At 68.9% G+C, this 20,279-nt stretch carries 21 protein-coding genes; 19 read left to right on the top strand and 2 right to left on the bottom strand.

The annotated features are described in order from the left end of the window. Positions 1–7: 7 nt before the first annotated feature. Positions 8–769 (top strand): anti-sigma factor, encoded by a 762-nt coding sequence (locus tag AACL56_RS09885; protein WP_339089670.1) that lies wholly within the window; start codon positions 8–10, stop codon positions 767–769. Positions 770–882: 113 nt separating this feature from the next. Continuing rightward, positions 883–1,659 (top strand): SGNH/GDSL hydrolase family protein, encoded by a 777-nt coding sequence (locus tag AACL56_RS09880; protein ID WP_339092840.1) that lies wholly within the window; start codon positions 883–885, stop codon positions 1,657–1,659. A gap of 15 nt (positions 1,660–1,674) precedes the next feature. On the opposite strand, the gene opgC is transcribed toward AACL56_RS09880, so the two are convergent. Next, entirely contained in the window at positions 1,675–2,826 is a 1,152-nt protein-coding gene (gene opgC / locus AACL56_RS09875; protein ID WP_339089669.1) for an OpgC domain-containing protein, read from the bottom strand. 196 nt (positions 2,827–3,022) lie between these two features. Between opgC and AACL56_RS09870 the strand changes: the two genes are divergently transcribed. The 17 genes from AACL56_RS09870 to AACL56_RS09790 all read left to right on the top strand — a co-directional run bounded on the left by AACL56_RS09870 (position 3,023) and on the right by AACL56_RS09790 (position 19,729). After that, entirely contained in the window at positions 3,023–9,004 is a 5,982-nt protein-coding gene (locus tag AACL56_RS09870) for an alpha-2-macroglobulin family protein (RefSeq protein WP_425337055.1), read from the top strand. A gap of 36 nt (positions 9,005–9,040) precedes the next feature. Next, positions 9,041–9,691 (top strand): hypothetical protein, encoded by a 651-nt coding sequence (locus tag AACL56_RS09865; RefSeq protein ID WP_339089667.1) that lies wholly within the window; start codon positions 9,041–9,043, stop codon positions 9,689–9,691. Positions 9,692–9,708: 17 nt separating this feature from the next. Next, complete coding sequence (locus tag AACL56_RS09860) at positions 9,709–10,140, top strand: VOC family protein (protein WP_339089666.1); 432 nt, start codon at positions 9,709–9,711, stop codon at positions 10,138–10,140. Continuing rightward, positions 10,137–10,712 (top strand): hypothetical protein, encoded by a 576-nt coding sequence (locus AACL56_RS09855; RefSeq protein ID WP_339089665.1) that lies wholly within the window; start codon positions 10,137–10,139, stop codon positions 10,710–10,712. The genes AACL56_RS09860 and AACL56_RS09855 overlap by 4 nt, the downstream gene beginning before the upstream one ends. Then, positions 10,709–11,080 carry a 2OG-Fe(II) oxygenase gene (locus tag AACL56_RS09850; RefSeq protein WP_339089664.1) on the top strand — a complete coding sequence of 124 codons (372 nt, stop codon included), beginning with the start codon at positions 10,709–10,711 and terminating at the stop codon, positions 11,078–11,080. Before AACL56_RS09855 ends, AACL56_RS09850 begins: the two co-directional genes overlap by 4 nt. A 29-nt stretch (positions 11,081–11,109) precedes the next feature. After that, the gene (locus AACL56_RS09845) at positions 11,110–11,334 is read left to right on the top strand and encodes a hypothetical protein (RefSeq protein WP_339089663.1); all 225 of its coding nucleotides are present in this window, start codon (positions 11,110–11,112) and stop codon (positions 11,332–11,334) included. An 81-nt stretch (positions 11,335–11,415) separates the two neighbouring features. Further along, the gene (locus tag AACL56_RS09840) at positions 11,416–11,784 is read left to right on the top strand and encodes a nuclear transport factor 2 family protein (RefSeq protein WP_339089662.1); all 369 of its coding nucleotides are present in this window, start codon (positions 11,416–11,418) and stop codon (positions 11,782–11,784) included. 111 nt (positions 11,785–11,895) lie between these two features. Continuing rightward, positions 11,896–12,813 (top strand): LysR family transcriptional regulator, encoded by a 918-nt coding sequence (locus AACL56_RS09835; RefSeq protein WP_339089661.1) that lies wholly within the window; start codon positions 11,896–11,898, stop codon positions 12,811–12,813. Between the two features lie 144 nt (positions 12,814–12,957). Further along, complete coding sequence (locus AACL56_RS09830; RefSeq protein WP_339089660.1) at positions 12,958–13,647, top strand: hypothetical protein; 690 nt, start codon at positions 12,958–12,960, stop codon at positions 13,645–13,647. Positions 13,648–13,690: 43 nt separating this feature from the next. Continuing rightward, positions 13,691–15,040, top strand: a complete 1,350-nt coding sequence (locus AACL56_RS09825) for an MFS transporter (protein WP_339089659.1) — start codon at positions 13,691–13,693, stop codon at positions 15,038–15,040. A gap of 10 nt (positions 15,041–15,050) precedes the next feature. Further along, the gene (locus AACL56_RS09820) at positions 15,051–15,770 is read left to right on the top strand and encodes a DUF2848 domain-containing protein (protein WP_339089658.1); all 720 of its coding nucleotides are present in this window, start codon (positions 15,051–15,053) and stop codon (positions 15,768–15,770) included. Next, positions 15,770–17,113 carry an amidase gene (locus AACL56_RS09815; protein WP_339089657.1) on the top strand — a complete coding sequence of 448 codons (1,344 nt, stop codon included), beginning with the start codon at positions 15,770–15,772 and terminating at the stop codon, positions 17,111–17,113. The genes AACL56_RS09820 and AACL56_RS09815 overlap by 1 nt, the downstream gene beginning before the upstream one ends. 50 nt (positions 17,114–17,163) lie before the next feature. Continuing rightward, a complete protein-coding gene (locus AACL56_RS09810; RefSeq protein WP_339089656.1) occupies positions 17,164–17,769 on the top strand; it encodes a GNAT family N-acetyltransferase in 606 nt (201 codons plus the stop codon). After that, complete coding sequence (locus AACL56_RS09805; RefSeq protein WP_339089655.1) at positions 17,766–18,260, top strand: GNAT family N-acetyltransferase; 495 nt, start codon at positions 17,766–17,768, stop codon at positions 18,258–18,260. The genes AACL56_RS09810 and AACL56_RS09805 overlap by 4 nt, the downstream gene beginning before the upstream one ends. Before the next feature lie 36 nt (positions 18,261–18,296). Further along, the gene (locus tag AACL56_RS09800) at positions 18,297–18,584 is read left to right on the top strand and encodes a DUF2277 domain-containing protein (RefSeq protein WP_339089654.1); all 288 of its coding nucleotides are present in this window, start codon (positions 18,297–18,299) and stop codon (positions 18,582–18,584) included. Beyond that, positions 18,581–18,958 (top strand): Imm1 family immunity protein, encoded by a 378-nt coding sequence (locus tag AACL56_RS09795; RefSeq protein ID WP_339089653.1) that lies wholly within the window; start codon positions 18,581–18,583, stop codon positions 18,956–18,958. The genes AACL56_RS09800 and AACL56_RS09795 overlap by 4 nt, the downstream gene beginning before the upstream one ends. 144 nt (positions 18,959–19,102) lie before the next feature. Further along, positions 19,103–19,729 carry a LysE family translocator gene (locus AACL56_RS09790; RefSeq protein ID WP_339089652.1) on the top strand — a complete coding sequence of 209 codons (627 nt, stop codon included), beginning with the start codon at positions 19,103–19,105 and terminating at the stop codon, positions 19,727–19,729. Positions 19,730–19,792: 63 nt separating this feature from the next. On the opposite strand, the gene AACL56_RS09785 is transcribed toward AACL56_RS09790, so the two are convergent. Further along, positions 19,793–19,999, bottom strand: a complete 207-nt coding sequence (locus AACL56_RS09785; protein WP_339089651.1) for a thrombospondin type 3 repeat-containing protein — start codon at positions 19,997–19,999, stop codon at positions 19,793–19,795. Between the last annotated feature and the right edge of the window lie 280 nt (positions 20,000–20,279).

Below are 20,279 nucleotides of genomic sequence, written 5' to 3'. Positions count from 1 at the left end.
CCCTCCCATGAATCTCATCGCCAATCCCGAACTGCTCGAGCTGATGGCCGCGAGCCATGCCCTGGGCACGCTGCGCGGCGGCGCTCGCCGCCGCTTCGAAACGCTGGCGCGCGAACAGGCACCGGTGCGCGCCGCGGCGCTGATCTGGCAGGCCCGCCTTTCCAGCATGACCGAGCTGCAGCCCTCCGTGGTGCCCGACCCGGCCGTGTGGACCCGCATCCGCAACATGATCGACGCCGAGAAGGCGCGTGCCGCCATCGAGCGCCAGCGCGACGCGGCCAACGCCCGCGACGCCGCCCGGCCTCCATCCGGCGGCTGGCTGCGCAGCCTCGCGCTGTGGCGCGGCGCCACCGCCGCCGGTGCGCTGGCCACGGTGCTGGCGGTGGTGGTCGGGTTCAACCTGCGCGACCAGCTGCTGAACGCTCCGGCGGTCCAGTACGTCGCCGTGCTGTCCGACGACCAGGCTGCGGCCTCGATGCTGGTCACGTTCGACCCGAAGAAGAAGCAGCTGGTGCTGCAGCGCGTGGGCAGCTACAGCGAAGGCGCCGACAAGTCGCTGCAGCTGTGGGCCTTGCCGCCGGGCGGCGCGCCGCGCTCGCTGGGCGTGCTCGACAACGCGCCCGCTCTGCGCCTGGCTGCATCGGAATCCGATGTCCATGCCGTGCCGACCCTGGCCATCACCCTCGAAGCCAAGGGCGGCGTGCCGGCGGGCAGCGGTCCGAAGGGGCCGGTCGTGTTCAAGGGCGCGCTCATCGAGAAGACCATCTAGCGCCTTCAGGCTTGCATCCGGTCACCGGCCTTCCCGCGGGCCCGTGGTAGAAACCCGCTTTGCCTTTCGTCATGCCGGTCCTTCCGGCCATTTCGGCCTTTTCCATGTCTTCGATGAAAACCGCGTTCGCCGCGGTCGCCTCGGTCGCGCTTTTCACGGCGGCGCTCGCCACCCACGCGCAGCCCGCTTCGTCTTCCTTTTTTGCCCAGGAGTCCGAGACCGCCGCAGCCGAGGCTGCCGCTGCGCGCGACTACCTCGCCGCCAAGGACCGCTGGCACAACGAGCTCGCGGCCTTCGCGCGTGCCGACCAGGAGCGCTTTCCTGCGCCTGGCGGCGTGGTGTTCGTCGGCAGCTCCACCGTGCGCATGTGGACCCGGCTGGCGCAGGACTTCCCTCGCGTGCCGGCCGGCGTGGTGAACCGCGGCTTCGGCGGCTCGACGCTGAACGACTGCAGCCTGTTCGCGCGCGACCTCGTGGTGCGCTACAAGCCGCGCCAGGTGGTGGTGTATGCCGGCGACAACGACCTGGCCGAGGGCCGCACGCCGCTGCAGGTGCTCGACAGCTTCGCGCGCTTCGCCAACGCGGTGCGCGCCGAGCTGCCCGACACGCGCATCAGCTTCGTCTCGGTCAAGCCCAGCCCGTCGCGCGAGCAGCTGCTGCCGCAGATCCGCGAGACCAACCACGTGATCTCGGCATACCTCAATTTGCTGCCGAACAGCGAGTTCATCGACATCTACACGCCGATGCTCGGCGCCGACGGCCGGCCGCGCATGGAACTGTTCCGCGGCGACAGGCTGCACATGACGGACGAGGGCTACAGGCTATGGCAGTCGGTGATCGGCCCGCACCTGCCGGCCATGGCGCCGGCGCCCACCGCCTCGCTGCCCTGAGCGGGCCGGGCCGCTTCAGGCGGTTTCGGGCCGTGCCGGCTGCGTCGGCACGTCGTCGGCCGGCGGCGGCACATCGGCGCCGCGCGTGAAGCGCGCCACGAAGTACATCCCCGCGAACACCACCGCCAGCAGGAGCCCGTCGCCCCACCAGGGGCGCGCGGTCTGGCTGTCGCCGTAGAAGGCCAGCACCAGCAGCACCGCCACGAGGTGCGCGCAGAACACCGGCAGGGAGGCCGAACCCATCGCCTCCAGCCAGCGCAGCCGCGGAATGCGGCGCATCAGCCACGGGCCGAACCGCACCGCCAGGATGCCCAGCGCCAGCAGGTTCACCAGGCGCAGCGGGCCGAGCTGCCACTTGTCGAACAGCAGGTTCAGCTCGACGTCGCCGCCGAACGGCGCCTGGCCGTTGATGCCGTGGTGGCGCCAGTACAGCCCGTACAGCGCCACGCCCGCCGCCAGCACCAGCAGCCACGCCGGAAAGCGCAGCGGCTTCACGCCGGGCGCATTGCGGGTCGCGCCGATGCACAGCCCCGCGAACCACAGGAACTGCCAGGCGTAGGTGTTGAAGGCGCCCATCTCGTGGAACGGCACCGGCACGCCCAGGTAGTGCACGGCCAGCCCGTAGATCCATTCGCTGATGCCGAACTGCGCCGCCGCCCACACGGTGGCGCTCACCGCCATCACCCAGTTCCAGCCGTGGCGCATGGCAAAGGCCAGCACCCACGGGCTCATGAGCATGAAGAAGATGTACATCGGCAGGATGTCGAGCAGCGCGGGCTCGTAGATGAGCAGCAGCCCGTACAGGAAGCCGTCGCGCGGTTCCGCCAGGTAGTAGGACACCAGGTTCTTCACCGCCGGCTGGTCGATGTGCAGCCCCACCGCCGCGATCACCGTGAACAGGAACAGCAGGATCGCGGCCTGGCACAGGTACACCTTCAGCACGCGCCGCCAGAAGGCCCGGCGCATCGGGTCGACCCCGCGCGCATAGCCGATGCGGCTGTACACCAGGCCGGCCACGAACGCCGACAGCAGCACGAAGCCCTCGGCGGCCGACACGAACCCGAAAGGCTGCCCGAGCGGATCGGTCAGCCGGGTGGGCAGGTGGGTGACGGTCATCAGCACGAGCATCAGCCCGCGCAAGGCGTCTATTTCCCAGTAGCGTTTCATCGGTCGGCGGCGAGGTCTCGGTGGCGGTCTGCGCGGCGCACGCACGACAGCCGCCGATTGTAAGAAGTCCGGCGGACATGACGCTTGGCACTGACGAACCGTCGTGCAAATCGGCTACGCTGCGCGCTGCCTTAGGTGGAGATACAAAAAAGTGAACCGTTTCCTTCCAACATTGCTCCTGGCCGGCGGCGTCCTCATGGCCGGCCCGGGCTTTGCCCTGCAGATCACCAGCCTCACGCCCCAGGGCGAGGTGTCGCGCGTGCGCCAGGTCGTCGCCAAGTTCGACCAGCCTGCCGTCAACTTCGGCGATCCGAAGGCACCTGCGCCGTTGTCGGTGAGCTGCAACGACGCGCAGGCCGGCAAGGGCACGGGCCGCTGGACCGATGCCAAGGCCTGGGTCTACGACTTCGAGAACGACCTGCCGCCGGGCGTGCGCTGCACGGTCACCCGCATTCCCACCTTCAAGCCTGCCAGCGGCGAGCTGACCGGCCCCGAGCGCTACCAGTTCAACAGCGGCGGCCCGTTCGTGCGCAGCTACATGCCCGGGAGCTACACCCGCATCGACGAGCAGCAGATGTTCATGCTCGAGCTCAACGGCGCGGCCACGCTGGAGAGCGTGCGCCAGAACGTCTGGTGCTCGGCCGACGGCGTGGGCGAGCGCATTCCGGTGAAGCTGCTCGACGGCGACCAGCGCGCCGGCCTGCTCAAGGCCTTCGGCCGCGACAAGGCGGCCGAGAAGGACCCGCTGCGCTTCATCACGATGCAGTGCAACCGCACCCTGACGCCCGGCGCCAAGGTGCAGGTGGTGTACGGCAAGGGCGTGACCACGCCATCGGGCGTGCCCAACAACGTGGAGCGCCGCCTCGAGTTCCAGGTGCGCGAGCCGTTCGCCGTCTCCTTCACCTGCGAGCGCGAGAACGCGCAGGCCGCCTGCCTGCCGCTGCGTCCGATGCAGCTGGAATTCAATGCCCCCGTCACGCGCAAGCTGGCTTCGCAGATCGAGCTCAAGGGCAAGGGCGAGACGGTCAAGGCCCAGCTGTCCGACAACGGCGGCTCGCAGAGCGACGACGACGTGGTCAACAGCGTGTACTTCGGCCCGCCGCTGGCCGAGAGCGCGCAATTCAGCATCGAGCTGCCCTCGAAGTTCGAGGACGCCTCGGGCCGTCCGCTGGCCTCGCCCGGCAGCTTCCCGATGAAGGTGGCCACCGGCATGATGCCGCCGCTGGCCAAGTTCGCCGCCTCGCCCTTCGGCGTGGTCGAGCGCCTGGCCGAACCCGACACCCCGGCCATGATGCCGGTCACCGTGCGCCGCGTGGAACCGCAGCTGATGGTGAATGCGCTCACGCCCGGCAAGGTGAGCGACATGAACCCGAAGACCGACGCGGAAATCATCGCGTGGTTCCGCAAGGTGCGCCGCTACGACAGCTTCAGCATCTCGCGCGAGCAGGCGCGCAAGGACATCAAGGGCCCCCTGCCCCCGGTCATCGACAAGGACGACCGCACCTCGCTGCAGACGCGCATGCTGTCGCTGCTGGCAGGCCAGCCCGGCGTGAAGGCACTGGACATGCCCAAGTCGGACGCGGGCGACCCGCGCCCCTTCGAAGTCATCGGCATCCCGCTGACGCCCGGCTTCCACGTGCTGGAGATCGCCTCGCAGAAGCTGGGTGAAGCGCTGCTCGACGAGCGCTACAACGCCGGGCGCACGATGTACGTGCGCACCACCGCGCTGGCCACCAACCTGGCGGTGCACTTCAAGCTGGGCCGCGAGAACTCGATGGCCTGGGTCACCACGCTCGACAAGGGCAAGGTCATGGCCGGCGCCGAAGTGCGCGTGTCCGGCTGCGACGGCAAGGCCGTGGCCACCGGCACCACCGACGCCAACGGCATCGTCATGCTCAACGGCATCTCGCCGCAGGCGCCGTCGTGCAACGGCCCGAACGAATACGACACGGGCGCCTGGTTCGTCAGCGCGCGCGCCAAGGACGACAAGGGCGTGGAAGACCTCGCCTTCACCTGGAGCGACTGGCAGCGCGGCATCGAGCCCTGGCGCTTCAACGTACCGACCAACCTGCAGGCCGAGCCCGACCGCATCGCCCACACCATCTTCGACCGCACGCTGCTGCGCGCCGGCGAGACCGTGTCGATGAAGAGCCTGATCCGCACGCAGACCAGCAAGGGTTTCGGCCTGCCCGAGAACCGCCCCGACACGCTCGTCATCACCCACACGGGCAGCGGCCAGCGCTTCACCCAGCCGCTGAACTGGCGCAAGACCGCCACCGGCGGCCTGAGCGCGGAGAACAGCTTTGCGATTCCGCCCGCTGCCAAGCTCGGCGTGTACGAGGTGATGCTGCGCACAGGCGGCGGCAAGGACGCCAACGGCGACAACGAAGGTGAAGGCGATGGCGACGAGGGCTACAGCCGCAGCTTCAGCACCGGCATGTTCCGCGTCGAGGAATTCCGCCTGCCCGTGCTCGAAGGCCGCATCTCGCCCACCGAGAAGAAGCCGCTGGTGGCCGCCACCAGCGTGCCCACCGACGTCCAGATCAACTATGTGGCCGGCGGCGGCGCAGCCAACCTGCCGGTGCGCGTGTCGGCCATGGTGCGCGGCAAGAGCCTGAACTTCTCCGACTACGACGCCTTCAGCTTCAACCCGCCGCGCGCCACGCAGGGCGACGGCACCGAGGCCGCCACCGCCGCGGGCGACACCGGCGCCGGCGAGGAAGACCTCAACAGCGTGAACGACACCCGCGTGATCGCCGACAAGCTGCCCGTCACGCTGAACAAGGACGGCGCCGGCAAGGTCACCCTCGACAAGGTGCCCAAGGTGAAGGCCGCGCGCGAACTGCTGCTCGAAGCCACCTACGCCGATCCGAACGGCGAGGTGCAGACCATCCGCAGCACGCAGACGCTGTGGCCGGCTTCCGTCATCGCCGGCATCAAGACCGAAGGCTGGGTCTCCACCAGCCAGAAGCTGAAGTTCCAGGCGCTCGCGCTCGACCTCACGGGCAAGCCCCAGGCCAACGTGACGCTCAACGTGCGCGCCGTGGCGCGCATCACCACCACCAGCCGCAAGCGCATGGTGGGCGGCTTCTACACCTACGACAACAAGACCGAGACCAAGGACATCGGCACCGTCTGCAGCGGCAAGAGCGACGCGCGCGGCCTGCTGCTGTGCGAGTCGGAGCTGAAGGAAGCCGGCGAAGTCGAACTCATCGCCAGCGCCACCGACAGCGACGGCCGCGACGCCAAGGCCGTGAGCTCGGTCTACGTGACCAAGCAGGGCGAGCTGTGGTTCGGCGGCGAGGACAACGACCGCATCGACGTGCTGCCCGAGAAGAAGAGCTACCAGCCCGGCGAGGTCGCCAAGTTCCAGGTGCGCAGCCCGTTCCGCTTCGCCACCGCGCTGGTCGCCGTGGAGCGCGAAGGCATCATCGAGACGCACGTGGTGCAGCTCGACGGCAAGGACCCGACCGTGACCCTGCAGGTCAAGCCCGAATGGGGCCCGAATGCCTACGTGAGCGTGCTCGCGTTGCGCGGACGCCTGCGCGAAGTGCCCTGGTACAGCTTCTTCACCTGGGGCTTCAAGTCGCCGCGCGAGTGGTGGACGGCCTTCTGGTACGAGGGCAAGGAATACGTGGCGCCGACCGCCATGGTCGACCTGAGCAAGCCCGCCTACCGCCTCGGCATGGCCGAGATCCGCGTGGGCACGCAGGCCCACCAGCTCGACGTGAAGGTGACCAGCGACAAGCCCAGCTACCCGATCCGCAGCAAGGCGCAGGTCACCATCAGTGCCAGGCTGCCCGATGGCAAGCCTGCCGCAGGCGCCGAAGTGGCGCTGGCCGCGGTCGACCAGGCGTTGCTGGAGCTGATGCCCAACGACAGCTGGAACCTGCTGAACGCCATGCTGCAACGCCGCAGCTGGGGCGTGAGCACCTCCACCGCGCAGATGGAAATCGTCGGGCGGCGCCACTACGGGCGCAAGGCCGTGCCCGCGGGCGGCGGCGGCGGCAAGGGCCAGACGCGCGAACTGCTCGAGACCCTGCTTGTGTGGAACCCGAAGGTGGTGCTCGACGCCAACGGCCAGGCCGTGGTGACGGTGCCGCTGAACGACGCGCTCACCACCTTCAAGATCGTGGCCGTGGCCGATTCGGGCACGAGCCTGTTCGGCACCGGCCAGACCAGCATCCAGGCCACGCAGGACCTGCAGATCATCAGCGGCCTGCCGCCGCTGGTGCGCGAGGAAGACCAGTTCCGCGCCCAGATCACGCTGCGCAACACCACGCAGAAGCCGATGAAGGTCGAGGCCACGCCACGCGCCACCCTGCTCACGCTGGAGCCGCAGACGGTGGACATCCCGGCCGGCGAAGCACGCGAAGTGGCCTGGACCGTGACCGCGCCTGCGCAGCTCGCGCAGACGCGCGCCGAAGCCATCCTGTGGGAAATCGAAGCCAAGGACACGCTCGGCGGCGCACGCGACGCGCTCAAGGTGCGCCAGCGCATCGTGCCCTCGGTGCCGCTCACGGTGCAGCAGGCCACGCTGGTGCAGGTCGACGGGCCCTTCACGCTCGACGTGGCACCGCCGGCCGACGCCCTGCCCGGCCGCGGCGGCCTGAAGATGTCGCTGCAGCCCAAGCTGGCCGAAGGCCTGCCGGGCGTGCGCGACTGGTTCGCCAACTACCCCTTCATCTGCCTCGAGCAGAAGACCAGCAAGTCGGTGGGCCTGCGCGACGCGAAGATGTGGCAGGGCGTGCTCGCCACGCTGCCGACCTATCTCGACAGCGACGGCCTGGCCAGCTACTTCCCGCCGCGCGACGGCGAAGCCAGCCGCGGCAGCGACATCCTCACGTCGTACCTGCTCGCGGCCACCCACGAGGCGGCCTCGCTCGACCCCGCCTTCGCGCTGGCCGACGACGTGCGCGCGCCCATGGAATCGGGCCTGATCGCCTTCGTCGAAGGCCGCATCACGCGCGAGTTCTGGAGCCCGCGCAAGGACCTGGACGTGCGCAAGCTCGCCGCGCTCGAGGCGCTCTCGCGCTACGGCAAGGCCAAGGGAAGCATGCTGGGCAGCATCACGATCGCGCCGAACCAGTGGCCCACCAGCGCGGTGATCGACTGGCTCAACATCCTCAAGCGCGTGAACGACGTGCCGCAGCGCCAGCAGCGCCTGGAGGAAGCCAACAACGTGCTGAAGGCACGGCTGTCGTACCAGGGCACGAAGCTGATCTTCAGCACCGAGCAGGACGACTACTGGTGGTGGCTGATGACCAACGGCGACGTCAACACCGCGCGCCTGCTGTTGAGCGTGATGGACGACCCGGCCTGGAAGGACGACATCGGCAAGCTCGCCAACGGTTTCATCGGCCGGCAGCAGAACGGCGCCTGGCACACCACCACCGCCAACCTGTGGGGCGGACTGGCGCTGGAGAAGTTCAGCAAGGTGTTCGAGAGCACGCCGGTCAGCGGCATCACGGCCGCGACCCTGGGTGCCGTGAAGGCGCAGGTCGACTGGAGCCGCGTCGAGCGCGTGAAGACCAGCGACGCCGCCGGCGCACCGAACCAGACGACCTTCTTCGGCGCCCCCGCCTCGCCGGGCAACCTGAAGAACAACACGATGTTCCTGCCGTGGGCATCGTCGCCGTCGGGTGCACCCGTGCGCGACACGCTGCTGGTGACGCAACAGGGCACCGGCAAGCCGTGGCTCACGCTGCAGTCGATCGCCGCCGTGCAGCTGAAGGCGCCGTTCGCCGCCGGCTATGCCATCAAGAAGACCATCACCCCGGTCGAGCAGGCCACCGCCGGCAAGTACACGCGCGGCGACGTGCTGCGCGTGAGCATCGAGGTGAACGCCAGCACCGACATGACGTGGGTGGTCATCAGCGACCCGATTCCGGGCGGCGCCACCATCCTGGGCAGCGGCCTGGGCCGCGACTCGCAGATCGCCACGCAGGGCGAGAAGAAGTCGGGCGCCGGCTGGCCGGCCTTCGAGGAGCGCAGCTTCGAGGCCTTCCGCAGCTACTACGAATACCTGCCGAAGGGTGTGGTGAAGATGGAATACACCGTGCGCCTGAACAACGTCGGCGACTTCGCGCTGCCGCCGAGCCGCGTGGAAGCGATGTACGCCCCCGAGATGTTCGGCGAAGCGCCGAATGCGCGGGTGAAGGTGGAGGCTGCGAAGTAAGCCGCCCGCTGTCGAAACAAGGAAGGAAAAATCCCCATGGGACTGGCCGTCAGTGTCGGCACGCTTGCCGACTTTCTGGAAAACGACCCCGAGGGCGCCGAGTGGTTCGAGGGCGACTTCGAGATCGTGAACGGCGTGCTGGCCTCCGCGGGCCTGCCGCCGCACATCGAGCCGCGCGAACTTCCGCGACTGGATTCGCGGGCATCGCTCGACGGGTTTCCCTACTCGTTCATCCACTACCTGCGCCGCGCCTACGCGCACAGCGTCGTGACGCCGGGCTGGAAGGCGATGCCGGTGGAAGGCGATTTCGATCCCTCGGAAGACCCCGTCATCCAGGCGGCGCTCGACGAGGCCGAAAGCCACCTCATCTGCCACTCGGACGCCGAGGGCTTCTACGTACCGGTCGAGTTCGACGACGTGCTGTTCTCCGACGCCGACTCCGAAGACGAAGCGCTGACGGGCGGCATGCTGGGTTCGTCCTACCGGCTGCGCGACGAGCTGGTGCAGGTCGCGCCCGCGCTGGGCATTGCGCTGGACGACGGACAGCTCTCGGACGAGGAAGCCGCGCGCATCGATGCGCTGGCGGAGAACGACGAAGGGCTGTACCGCGAGTACGCGTCGTGGCTGCTGCTGTACGAAATGGCGCGGCTGAGCATCGCGCACAAGACGGCGATCGTGTTTTCCTGAGCGCGGCCCGCTCCCTCATGAGCACCGCACCCGTCGCACGCCGGCTGGCCGCCGTCACGCTGCTCGTGCGGGACTACGACGAAGCCATCCGTTTCTTCACCGAGGCCTTGCGCTTCGAGCTCGTCGAAGACACGCCGCGCGGCCCCGGCAAGCGCTGGGTGGTGGTCGCGCCCTCCCCCGGCGCCGGCAACGCCGCGGCCGCGCTGCTGCTGGCCAAGGCCGTCACCGACGACCAGGAAGCAGCCGTCGGCAGGCAGGCCGGCGGCCGCGTGTTCATGTTCCTGCACACATCGGACTTCGCGGCCGACCATGCCCACATGGCGGCGCACGGCGTGCGCTTTCTCGAGGAACCGCGCCACGAGCCGCACGGCACGGTGGCCGTGTTCCAGGATCTCTGCGGAAACAGGTGGGACCTGATCCAGCCCGCCGCCACGCACACAGCACCATGAACCAGGACCGCATCTTCTTCACCGGCAACCCGTGGCCCGAGGGCCACCCCATCAAGGAATTCCGCTGGGCCGCCACGGTGCGCGACGGCCAGGTGCGCTTCGACCTGCACCTGCGCAGCGACGACTACGAGGCCGAGCGCGAAATCGAGGAATCCGAGGAATCCGAGGAAGACGACGAGACCGAAGACGGCGAGTACATCGGCGACTGGCAATCGGTCGGCGTGTGGACCAACTACCACCGCTGCACGCTCTCCTCCACGAACTGGGGCGCGGGCGACGGCCTCGCCGTGTGCGCGGTGGCCGACTACAGCCCCGAGAAGCTCGACGGCCTCGAGATCGTGGTGGACGACCCGCCGCCGGAGGACATCGAAGACAACTTCTTCCATATTTACCTGCTGGGCCACGACGCCGCGGCGGCGCACCGCATCCGCTTCGACCGCATCCCCGGCACCGGCCTCTTCAACATCACCTGGACCGGCCGGATCGCGCTGGCCTATGCAGGCGACAACGAATACAAGTACGAGTTCGCCGCGCACCTGTACGGCGTGGAGGCGCCTCGCCTTCCGGCATGAGCGTTCGAAGCTACGTCTCGCAAGCCTTCCGCTGGCAGCGCGGCCGCCAGGGCACCGGCTACGACAAGATGCTGCTGGCCACCGCACGCTGGCCGCTGCCGTTCGACAGCTACCTCATCCGCTACCCCGAAGGCTCGGAGATCCCGCCGCACACCGACCCGGTGCAGGCGGGGCGGCACTACCGGCTCAACATCGTGCTGAAGTCGCCGCGCTCGGGCGGCGACTTCGTATGCGCCACCCCGATCTTCGAGACGCGGCGCATCAAGCTGTTTCGCCCCGACGCCTGCGAGCACAGCGTGACGCGCGTGGTCGGCGGCAGCCGGTATGTTTTTTCGCTGGGCTGGGTGCGCGCCGCGAAGCTGCGTTGAACCACGGCGCGCTCCGCACAATCTCTGCCATGGCTTACCTGCTTCCCCTGCTTTTCCTGCTTCTGCTGGGTGCTCTCGTCTTCTTCGGCGGCTACCTGCTGCGTGCGATCCTGCCCCGGCACCACGCGCTGCAATCGCGGCTCACCGACGATGCCATCGCGAACGACGTCGGCTTCGCCATGAAGAACGTGAAGGGCATCCTCGGCGTGCTCCTGGTCATCTACTTTCTGGCAGTCGGCCTTCTCTATGGCTGACCGCGATGCAGGCAGTGTTGAACGCCCTCTGATCCGCGCATCGGTCTAGACTGCCTTCTCCTCTTCCTCAGGAGAAACCCCATGACCACGATGGAGATCGCGAACCAGCTTGTCGCGCTGTGCCGGCAAGGGAAGTTCGATGAAGCAAGAGCGCTCTACGCGGACGACGCGGTGAGCGTCGAGGCGGGCGCCCCGCCCGGCGGCCAGCGCGAGGCGGTCGGCCTGGCGGCCATCGAGGCCAAGGGCAAGTGGTGGACCGACAACCACGAGGTGCACTCGGCGAAGATCGCCGGCCCCTGGCCGCACGACGACCGCTTCATCGTCGGCTTCGAGTTCGACGTCACGCTCAAGCCCACCGGCCAGCGCTTCACGATGGAGGAAGCGGGCCTGTACACGGTGAAGGACGGCACCATCGTGCGCGAGGAGTTCTTCTACGCGATGGGCGGCTGAACCTGCAGCGTCCACGGCCACGGCCGCGAACAGGTTCACGGCCGGCCGCATGCTGCCGCAGCGGCTGGGCGCGCTGTGGCAGGGAGGGCAAAATGCCGCGCAGGTGCCCTCATGAACACAAGATTTGTAGAAGCCTTCCTCTGGGCCGCCCGGCTCGGCAGCTTTCGCGCGGCCAGCGACCGGCTCCACATCACGCAGGCGGCGGTGTCCAACCGCGTCGCCTCGCTCGAGGAAGACATCGGCGCGCGCCTGTTCGAGCGCGACGCGCGCGAGTTGCGGCTCACGCCGGTGGGCGTGCGGCTCATGGACTACGGCGAGCGGCTGCTCGAGCTGCGCCGCGAGATCGTCTCGCTCGGCCGCCCGCGCGAAGACCTGCTGGGGCTTGTGCGCATCGGCGCCATCGAGACCGTGGTCCATACCTGGCTGCTGGGCTTCCTTACCAACCTGCGCTCGACCTATCCGGGCATCGAGGTGCAGCTGACCTCCGAGACCACGCTGGCGCTGCACCGCGGCCTGCGCGAAGGCGCGCTCGACATCGCGTTGCAGACCGATCACATTGCCGGCGCGGGCATCGTGAGCACGCCCTGCCTGCCGATGCCGATGGGCTGGGTCGGCCAGATGAGCGCCGAGGGAACGCAGACCGTCGACCAGCTGCTGCGCCAGCCGGTGCTCACCATGAGCCCCGGCTCGCAGCCGCACGAGGCGCTGAAGAACCTGTACCGCGCGGCAGGCATCCCGCTGGGCAAGGTGCACTGCGTGAGTTCGATCTCGGCGCTCGCGCGGCTGGTGAAGGCGGGCTTCGGCAACGCGCTGGTGCCGCTGCCCCCGGTGTATGAATACGTGGCGGCCGGCGACGTGCGCATCATCGAATGCGATGCGCTCATCTCGCCGCAGCGGCTGGTGGTGAGCCACCTGGAGGCGGCCGACTCCGATGCCATCCGGCTCGTCGCGGAACTGGCCTGCCGCGCGTCCGACCAGTTCACCGCGTCTGCTGTCGCACCAACCTGGAGCGGAACTTCAGAGGGTTAACCCTCAGAATCAGGCATTTCCGCCCCAGGAAGGGGCCAGTAATTCTTGTGGCTGTCGCCCAGAAAAACTCGTTTGTGACAGCAGCACCCTGCGACGGAAGATCGCGCCTTCATTTTTCGAAGGCCCGCCCGATCCTCCGCCGCCATGACTTCTTCCAACGCACTCTCCCCTGCTGACACCGACGCCGTGGCCGTGAACGGCCTGCTGTTCGTCGCCTCCGATGTCGACGCCGCCGACGACGCCGATTTCAACCGCTGGTACGACCAGGAACATGTGGAAGAGCGCGTGCGCATTCCCGGCTTCCTGTCGGGCGCACGCTATTCGTCGCTCGAAGGCGGGCGCAAATACCTCGGCCTGTACCGCACCGAATCCCTGGACGTTTTCGGCACCGCCGGCTATCGCGCTGCGTTCGAAAAGCAGACGCCATGGTCCATCGCCAACCTGGACCGCATGCGCCAGCCGGTGCGCCGCGTGTGTGCCGTGCGCGCCGTGACCGGCTTCGGCAGCGGCAGCCATCTGGTCGTGCTGCCGCTGGCGGCCACGGCCGATGCCGAGGCGCTGGCCGTCCATGCCGCGCGGGTGGGCAAGGCGCTCGGCGAACAGGCAGGCTTCGTGCAGTCGTACCTGCTCGTGCCCGACACCGCGCTCAGCACGCCGCTGCCGCGCGAGTCCACCGAAGGCCGCGTGCTGCAGCCGATGCTGGTGGTGGAGTCCAGCAGCGCCCAGGCCGCCCGCACCGCGCGCGCCACGGCTGCTGCCGCCTTCGACACCGACCCCGCCACCGGCTGGCTGCTTGCGCTCGGCTGGAAGCTGAGCGCGGCCGAGCTGCGCTGAGCGCTTCCCCGATCTTCATGTCCTCCCCGAACAAAGGCATCCAATGACCGAACATGTTCTTCCGAAGGCCACGGCATCCGCCTCGGCCACGCCGGGCGCTACGCCCGCGCCCCACGCGCAGGGCCAGCCCAGGATGGGCCGCCTGGCCATGGCCAGCTCCATCGGGACCACACTCGAGTGGTACGACTTCACCGTCTACAACATCATGGCCGCGCTGGTCTTCAACGCGGTGTTCTTTCCGTCGTTCGACCCGCTGACCGGCACCATCCTGGCCTTCTCGACCTACGCGGTCGGCTACATCTCGCGTCCGCTCGGCGGCATGGTGTTCGGCCATCTCGGCGACCGGCTCGGCCGGCGCTTCGTGCTGGTGGCCACGCTGGTCATCATGGGCGTGTCCACGGGGCTGATGGGCCTGCTGCCCACCTATTCGACATGGGGTATCTGGGCGCCGGTCGCGCTGGTGGCACTGCGCTTCGTGCAGGGCGTGGCGCTCGGCGGCGAATGGGCCGGCGCGGTGCTGCTGTCGATGGAGCACGGCAAGCCCGACGAGCGCGGCCGCAACGCCTCGTTCACGCAGGTGGGCCCCTCGTGCGGCACGCTGATCGGCACCGGCTTCATCGCCGCCGTGTCGGCCTGGCTGACCCCGGAAGACTTCCAGAACTGGGGCTGGCGCATTCCCTTCATCTCCAGCGTGGCGCTGGTGCTGTTCGGCCTGTGGCTGCGCCGGGGCGTGGAAGAGACGCCCGTCTTCCGCGAGATGGAGGAAAAGAAGTCCACCGCCAAGACCCCGATCAAGGAAGTGTTCACGCAGCACTGGCGCCGCCTGCTGGTGGCCGGCGGCTCGCGCATCGGCTCCGACGTGCTCTACGCGCTGGTGGTGGTGTTCACGCTGACCTACGTGACCACCGTGCTGCACCTGTCGCGTCCGCTGGCCCTGACGGCGACGATGATCGGCGCGGCCTGCAACGCCATCGCAGTGCCCTACTTCGGCAGCCTCTCGGACCGCATCGGCCGCAAGCCCGTGTACATCGCCGGCGCCTTGCTGGGCATCCTGTGGGCGTTCGTGTTCTTCGTGCTGATGAACAGCGCCCAGCCGTTCGCGATCTGCGTGGCGGTGGTGGTCGGACTGATCATCCACGCCATCATGTACGGCCCGCAGGCCGCCTTCGTGACCGAGCAGTTCCCGAGCCGCGTGCGCTACGCCGGCTCGTCGCTGGCCTACACGCTCGCCGGCATCCTGGGCGGCGGCTTCGCGCCGCTGATCATCGCGAGCCTCTACAAGTCGTGGGGCAGCACGCTGGCCGTGTCGGCGTACGTGACGGGTGCGCTGTGCGTCACGCTGGTCGCGCTGCTGGTGGCGCGTGAAACCGCCAGGAAGCCGCTGGAAGACTGAGGAGACGCACATGCAACAACGACTGAACTTCGCCTGCGAGAGCGTGGCTGCCGACGGCACCCGCTCCACCGCGCTGCACACCGTGGCGCCCCGCGCGCTGGTGGTGGCCGGCTGGACCGGCCGCGACATCGCGGCCATCGAGCACCACATCGACGAACTCGCGGCGCTCGGCGTGCCGCGCCCGTCGAGCGTGCCGCTGTACTACCGCGTGGCCGCGCAGCTGCTCACGCAATCTCCCGCCATCGAGGCGCTGGGCGACCAGAGCTCCGGAGAGGCCGAGCCCGTGTTCTTCTTCTCTCGCGGGGAGTGGTGGCTCAGCGTGGCGTCGGACCACACCGACCGTCACGTCGAGAGCTACTCGGTGGCCGTGTCCAAGCAGATGTGCGCCAAGCCTGTGGCCGAGACCGCATGGCGCTGGACCGACGTGCAGGCGCACCAGGACCGGCTCGAGCTGCGCTCGCGCATCCTCGAGGACGGCCGCTGGATCGACTACCAGCGCGGCACGCTCGCATCGATCCGTCCGCTGGCCGCACTGCGTGACGGCATGCCCGGTGCCGATGACGCGCCCGAAGGCCTCTTCATGACCTGCGGCACGCTGGCCGCGCTGCCCAACGCGAAGGGCGAAGGCATCCGCCCTGCCGCGCAGATGGAGATCGAGCTGAGCGACCCCGTCCTGCAGCGCCGCATCGTGCACCGCTATGCGGTGGACACACTGCCGGTGGTGGCGTGATGAACGGCGACTTTCACATCGCCTCGCTGCGCGCGCGCATCGCGCGCGGCGAGCTGTCGCACGAGGCGCTGGTCGACCAGGTGCTCGACGCGGCCGCGCAGCCCGCGGCGCAGCACGTGTTCACGCGGCTGTACCCCGATGCCGCACGTGCCGCCGCACGCCATGCCGACGCCGCACGCAAGGCCGGTGTCGAACTCGGTCCGCTGGCCGGCCTGCCGGTGTCCGTGAAGGACCTGTACGACGTGGCCGGCGAAACCACGCTCGCGGGCTCCGCCGTGTGCGTGGGCGAACCCGCCGCGGCGCACGACGCGGTGGCCGTGGCGCGGCTGCGCACGCAGGGCGCGGCCATCGTCGGCAAGACCAACATGACGGAATTCGCGTTCTCGGGCGTGGGGATCAATCCGCACTACGGCACGCCGCGCAACCCGGCCGACGCGGCGGTGGCGCGCATCCCGGGCGGCTCGTCGTCGGGTGCGGCAGTCTCGGTGGCGCTCGGGCTCGCGGTCGCGGGCCTGGGCTCGGACACCGGCGGCTCGATCCGCATCCCGGCCGCGCTGTGCGGCATCGTCGGCTTCAAGAGCACGCAGTCGCGCGTGCCGCGCACCGGGGCCTTCGAACTCGCGCGCTCCCTCGACACGGTGTGCGCGATGGCCCACAGCGTGGAGGACTGCCTGGTGGCCGATGCCGCCATCGCCGACGCGCCGCTCGCCGTGCGCCGCCGTCCGCTGCAGGGCATGCGGCTGGCCGTGCCGCGCACGCTGATGTTCGACGGCATCGAACCCGCCGTGGCGAAGGCCTTCGACCGTGCGCTGCAGGCGCTGTCCGCAGCAGGCGCGCAGGTGATCGACATCACGCTCGCGGAGCTGGCCGAGATCGCAAGCGTCAACGCGCCCGGCGGCTTCTCGCCGGTCGAGGCCGCCGGCGTTCACCGCGAGCGCTTCGCCGCGAAGCGCGACGGCTTCGACGCCCGCGTCGCCGTGCGCATCGCCCTCGGTACCGAGGTGCGCGCCGCCGACTACATCGCCATGCAGGACCGCCGGCGCGATTGGATCGGCCGCGTCGAACGCGCCATCGAAGGCTTCGACGCGCTCGTGTGCCCGACCGTGCCGATCGTGGCGCCGCCCATTGCCGCGCTGGCGGAAGACGCGGCCTTCTTCAAGGCCAACGGCTTGCTGCTGCGCAACACCTTCGCGATCAACCTGCTCGACGGCTGCGCGTTCAGCCTGCCGTGCCACGCGCCGGACGAACTGCCGGTGGGGCTGATGCTGTCGTCGGTGCGCGGCGACGATGCGCGCCTGGCCGCGGTGGCGCTGGCGGCGCAGCCGGTGCTGCGTTTCGGCTGAGCGAAGCGGTGGCCGGGGGCGCCGGGGCGCCATCGGCTATCGTTTCGCCCATGCCTCTCGCGCAACCCTCGCTCACCGGCCCCCGTCTTCTCCTTCGTCCGCTGCGGGCCGCGGACGCGGCGGCACTGGTCGATGCCGCCGCCGACGGCGAACTCTGGAACCTGCCCTTCACCGTCGTTCCCTCGGCCTCGACGGTGGATGCCTACATCGGCAGCGCCCTGGCCGGCCAGGCAGCAGGCACGGTGATGCCCTTTGCCACCGTGCTGCTCGAAACCGGCCGGGTGATCGGCTCGACGCGCTTCTGGAAGATCGACCGCATCAACCGCAAGCTGGAAATCGGCAGCACCTGGATCGCGGCGTCCTGGCAGAAGACCTTCGTCAACACCGAGGCCAAGTTCCTGATGCTGCAGCATGCGTTCGAGCAACTGCAGTGCGTGCGCGTGCAGTTCACCACCGACGAGATCAACGCGAAGTCGCGCGCAGCCATCCTGCGGCTCGGCGCGAAGCAGGAAGGCATCGTGCGGCACGAGCGCATCATGCCGGACGGCCGCAAGCGCAACTCGGTGCGCTTCAGCATCATCGACGACGAGTGGCCGCAGGTGAAGGCGCAGCTCGAGGCAAGGCTTCGCGCATCGACGCAGGAACCCACCGCATGAGCGACGAGGTCGTTGCAACGGATGCATCGCATTTCGAGAGCCTGCATCGCGCCCTCGACATCGTCGCGCGCGAGCACAGGTACCTGGCGCTGCTGCAGGCGCCACCGCTGGAGCAGTCGGTCGCGTTCTATCAGGGCCTGATCGACGGCGGCTTTCCGCACTTCGTGGCGCTCGGCGACGACGCGCGGGTGATCGGCTGGTGCGACGTGTCGCCGGTGTTCGGCCAGTCGCGCGCGCACATCGGCGTGCTGGGCATCGCGCTGCTGCCGCAGGCGCGCGGCCGGGGGCTGGGCGCGAGGCTGCTGCAGGCGGCGATCGACAGGGCATGGGCCCGCGGGTTGACGCGCATCGAACTGTCGGTGCGCGCCGACAACCTGCAGGCCAGGGTGCTGTACGAACGCTTCGGCTTCGCGCATGAGGGCTTGCAGCGCCGCGCCGTGTTCGTCGAAGGCACGTACCACGATGCACACGCGATGGCCCTGCTTCGCTAGACTGGGCATCGGATCGTCATCGAACGGAGAGTGCCCATGTGCCGCAGCATCAAGACCCTCTACAACTTCGAACCGCCCGCCACCGAGCAGGAGATCCGTTCGGCGGCCCTGCAGTTCGTGCGCAAGCTCAGCGGCTTCAGCGTGCCTTCGCGCGCCAACGAGGAAGCCTTCGAGCGCGCGGTGGAAGAAGTGACTGCAAGCGCCTCGAGGCTGCTCGAATCGCTGGTCACCACCGCCGCGCCGCGCGACCGCGAGGTCGAGGCGGAGCGTGCCAGGGCACGCAACGCCGTCCGCTTCGGCAGCGCCCTGACCCAAGAGGAATGATCGAAGTCAGCTTCAACGGCAGGCCGCAGGCCATTGCCACGGCGCAGGCATTTCGCGCCGCGCTCGCTCGCTTCGATGCCGATGCAACGCGCTACGAACTCTGGCTTTCCGTGCCCGACGGCCCTTCGCTGTGCATGCTGCGCAGCGAGGCGGATGCGTGGCTCATGTACCTGCGGCACCCTGGAGACCACGGCTTTTCCTCCGAAGGCGATGCCTCACGCGAGGGCGTCGCGCTGTACACGCTGTCCAACGGACAGGTCGACGAATACCCGCTCGCGTGGTGCATCGCCCTGCCGCAGTGCCACGAGGCCGCCGTGCACTTCTTCGCCAGCGCCGGCCAGAGGTTCGAAGGCATCGCATGGCGCGAAGGCTGAGCGTCCGTCGGCCGGCGTTGACCGCGGCAGGCAGCCAGGCCCCGGCTTTGCTATGGTGCGTTCCGGCAACGGCCGGCATCTGGCCGCCGGCCGAAACGCGGCTTCCCTGAACATCTCTTCGAACAACCCACAGGAGACACCACCATGCCCATCGAACTCTGGCTCGCCTTCGTCGCGGCCTCCACGCTGATGCTGATCATTCCGGGACCGACCATCCTCACGGTGATCAGCTATTCGATGTCGCACGGGCGCCGCGCCAACGTGCCGCTGGTGGCCGCGGTGGCACTCGGCGACTCGACCGCGCTGGTGGTGTCGCTGCTGGGCCTGGGTGCGCTGCTCGCCACCTCGGCCTTCTGGTTCACGGTCGTGAAGTGGATCGGCGGGCTCTACCTGCTGTATTTGGGCATCAGGATGCTGCGCGCCGGCGTCTCGCCCGCGGAGATCGCGAAACCGGCCGCGCCCGTGTCGCGCTGGCGGCTGTTTGCCAACACCTACCTGGTGACCGCGCTGAACCCCAAGGGCATCGTGTTCTTCGTGGCGTTCCTGCCGCAGTTCATCAGCCCGGCGGCGGACGTGACGCGCCAGCTCTGGATGCTGGCCGTGACCTTCGTGGTGCTGGCCGCGACCAATGCCACGATGTATGCCGTGTTCGCCGGTTCCGCGCGCAGGCTGCTCGCGTCGCCGCGCGCGCAGAAGCGCTTCAACCTCGCGGGCGGCTCGCTGCTGAGCGCAGCGGGCGTGTGGGCGCTGATGGCGCGCCGCCCCGGCTGACACGATCCGACGCAAAAAAGGCCGCGAAGCTTCTGGCTTCGCGGCCTTTTTTTCAACCTTCGCTCAATTGCGGTACGGGTTGTTCGGAGCGCGGTCGTAGCGGTTGGGCACGCCGTCGTTGTCGCGGTCGCGGTCGTAGCGGTTCGGCACGCCGTCGCGGTCGCGATCGCCGTAGTGCGGACGCGGCGGCGGCGGACGGTCGTACGGGGCCACCACGCAGCCCGCCAGGATGGCCGATGCGGCCAGCAGGATCGCCAAAGTCTTCGTCATGTGAGTTCTCCTTGGAGTGTTTGTGTCAAAGCCGGGGTCGCCTCCTGCGAGCCGGTACTGCATTGAAGGCGACGCCGGTACGCATCAGGTTTCGCAATGAACACTGCCGCGTGAAGATCGTTACCGGATGTCGGCCCTGGGAGAAACTTTGGCTCGGCCTGCGAACGCGGCGGGGCGGTCGGAGGCGCATGTGCGGGTAGGCGCGCTTCCCGTGGTGCTTCGCAGAGAATGTCACCGGCACACACTTCCGGATACGAAGCTTCTTCCTTCCCGACTCCTC

The organism is Variovorax paradoxus, from assembly GCF_902712855.1.
In the GTDB taxonomy this organism is placed as follows: Bacteria; Pseudomonadota; Gammaproteobacteria; order Burkholderiales; family Burkholderiaceae_C; genus Variovorax; species Variovorax paradoxus_Q.
Note: the sequence above shows the minus strand (reverse complement) of the source record. Positions and strands in the feature narration are given on the sequence as shown.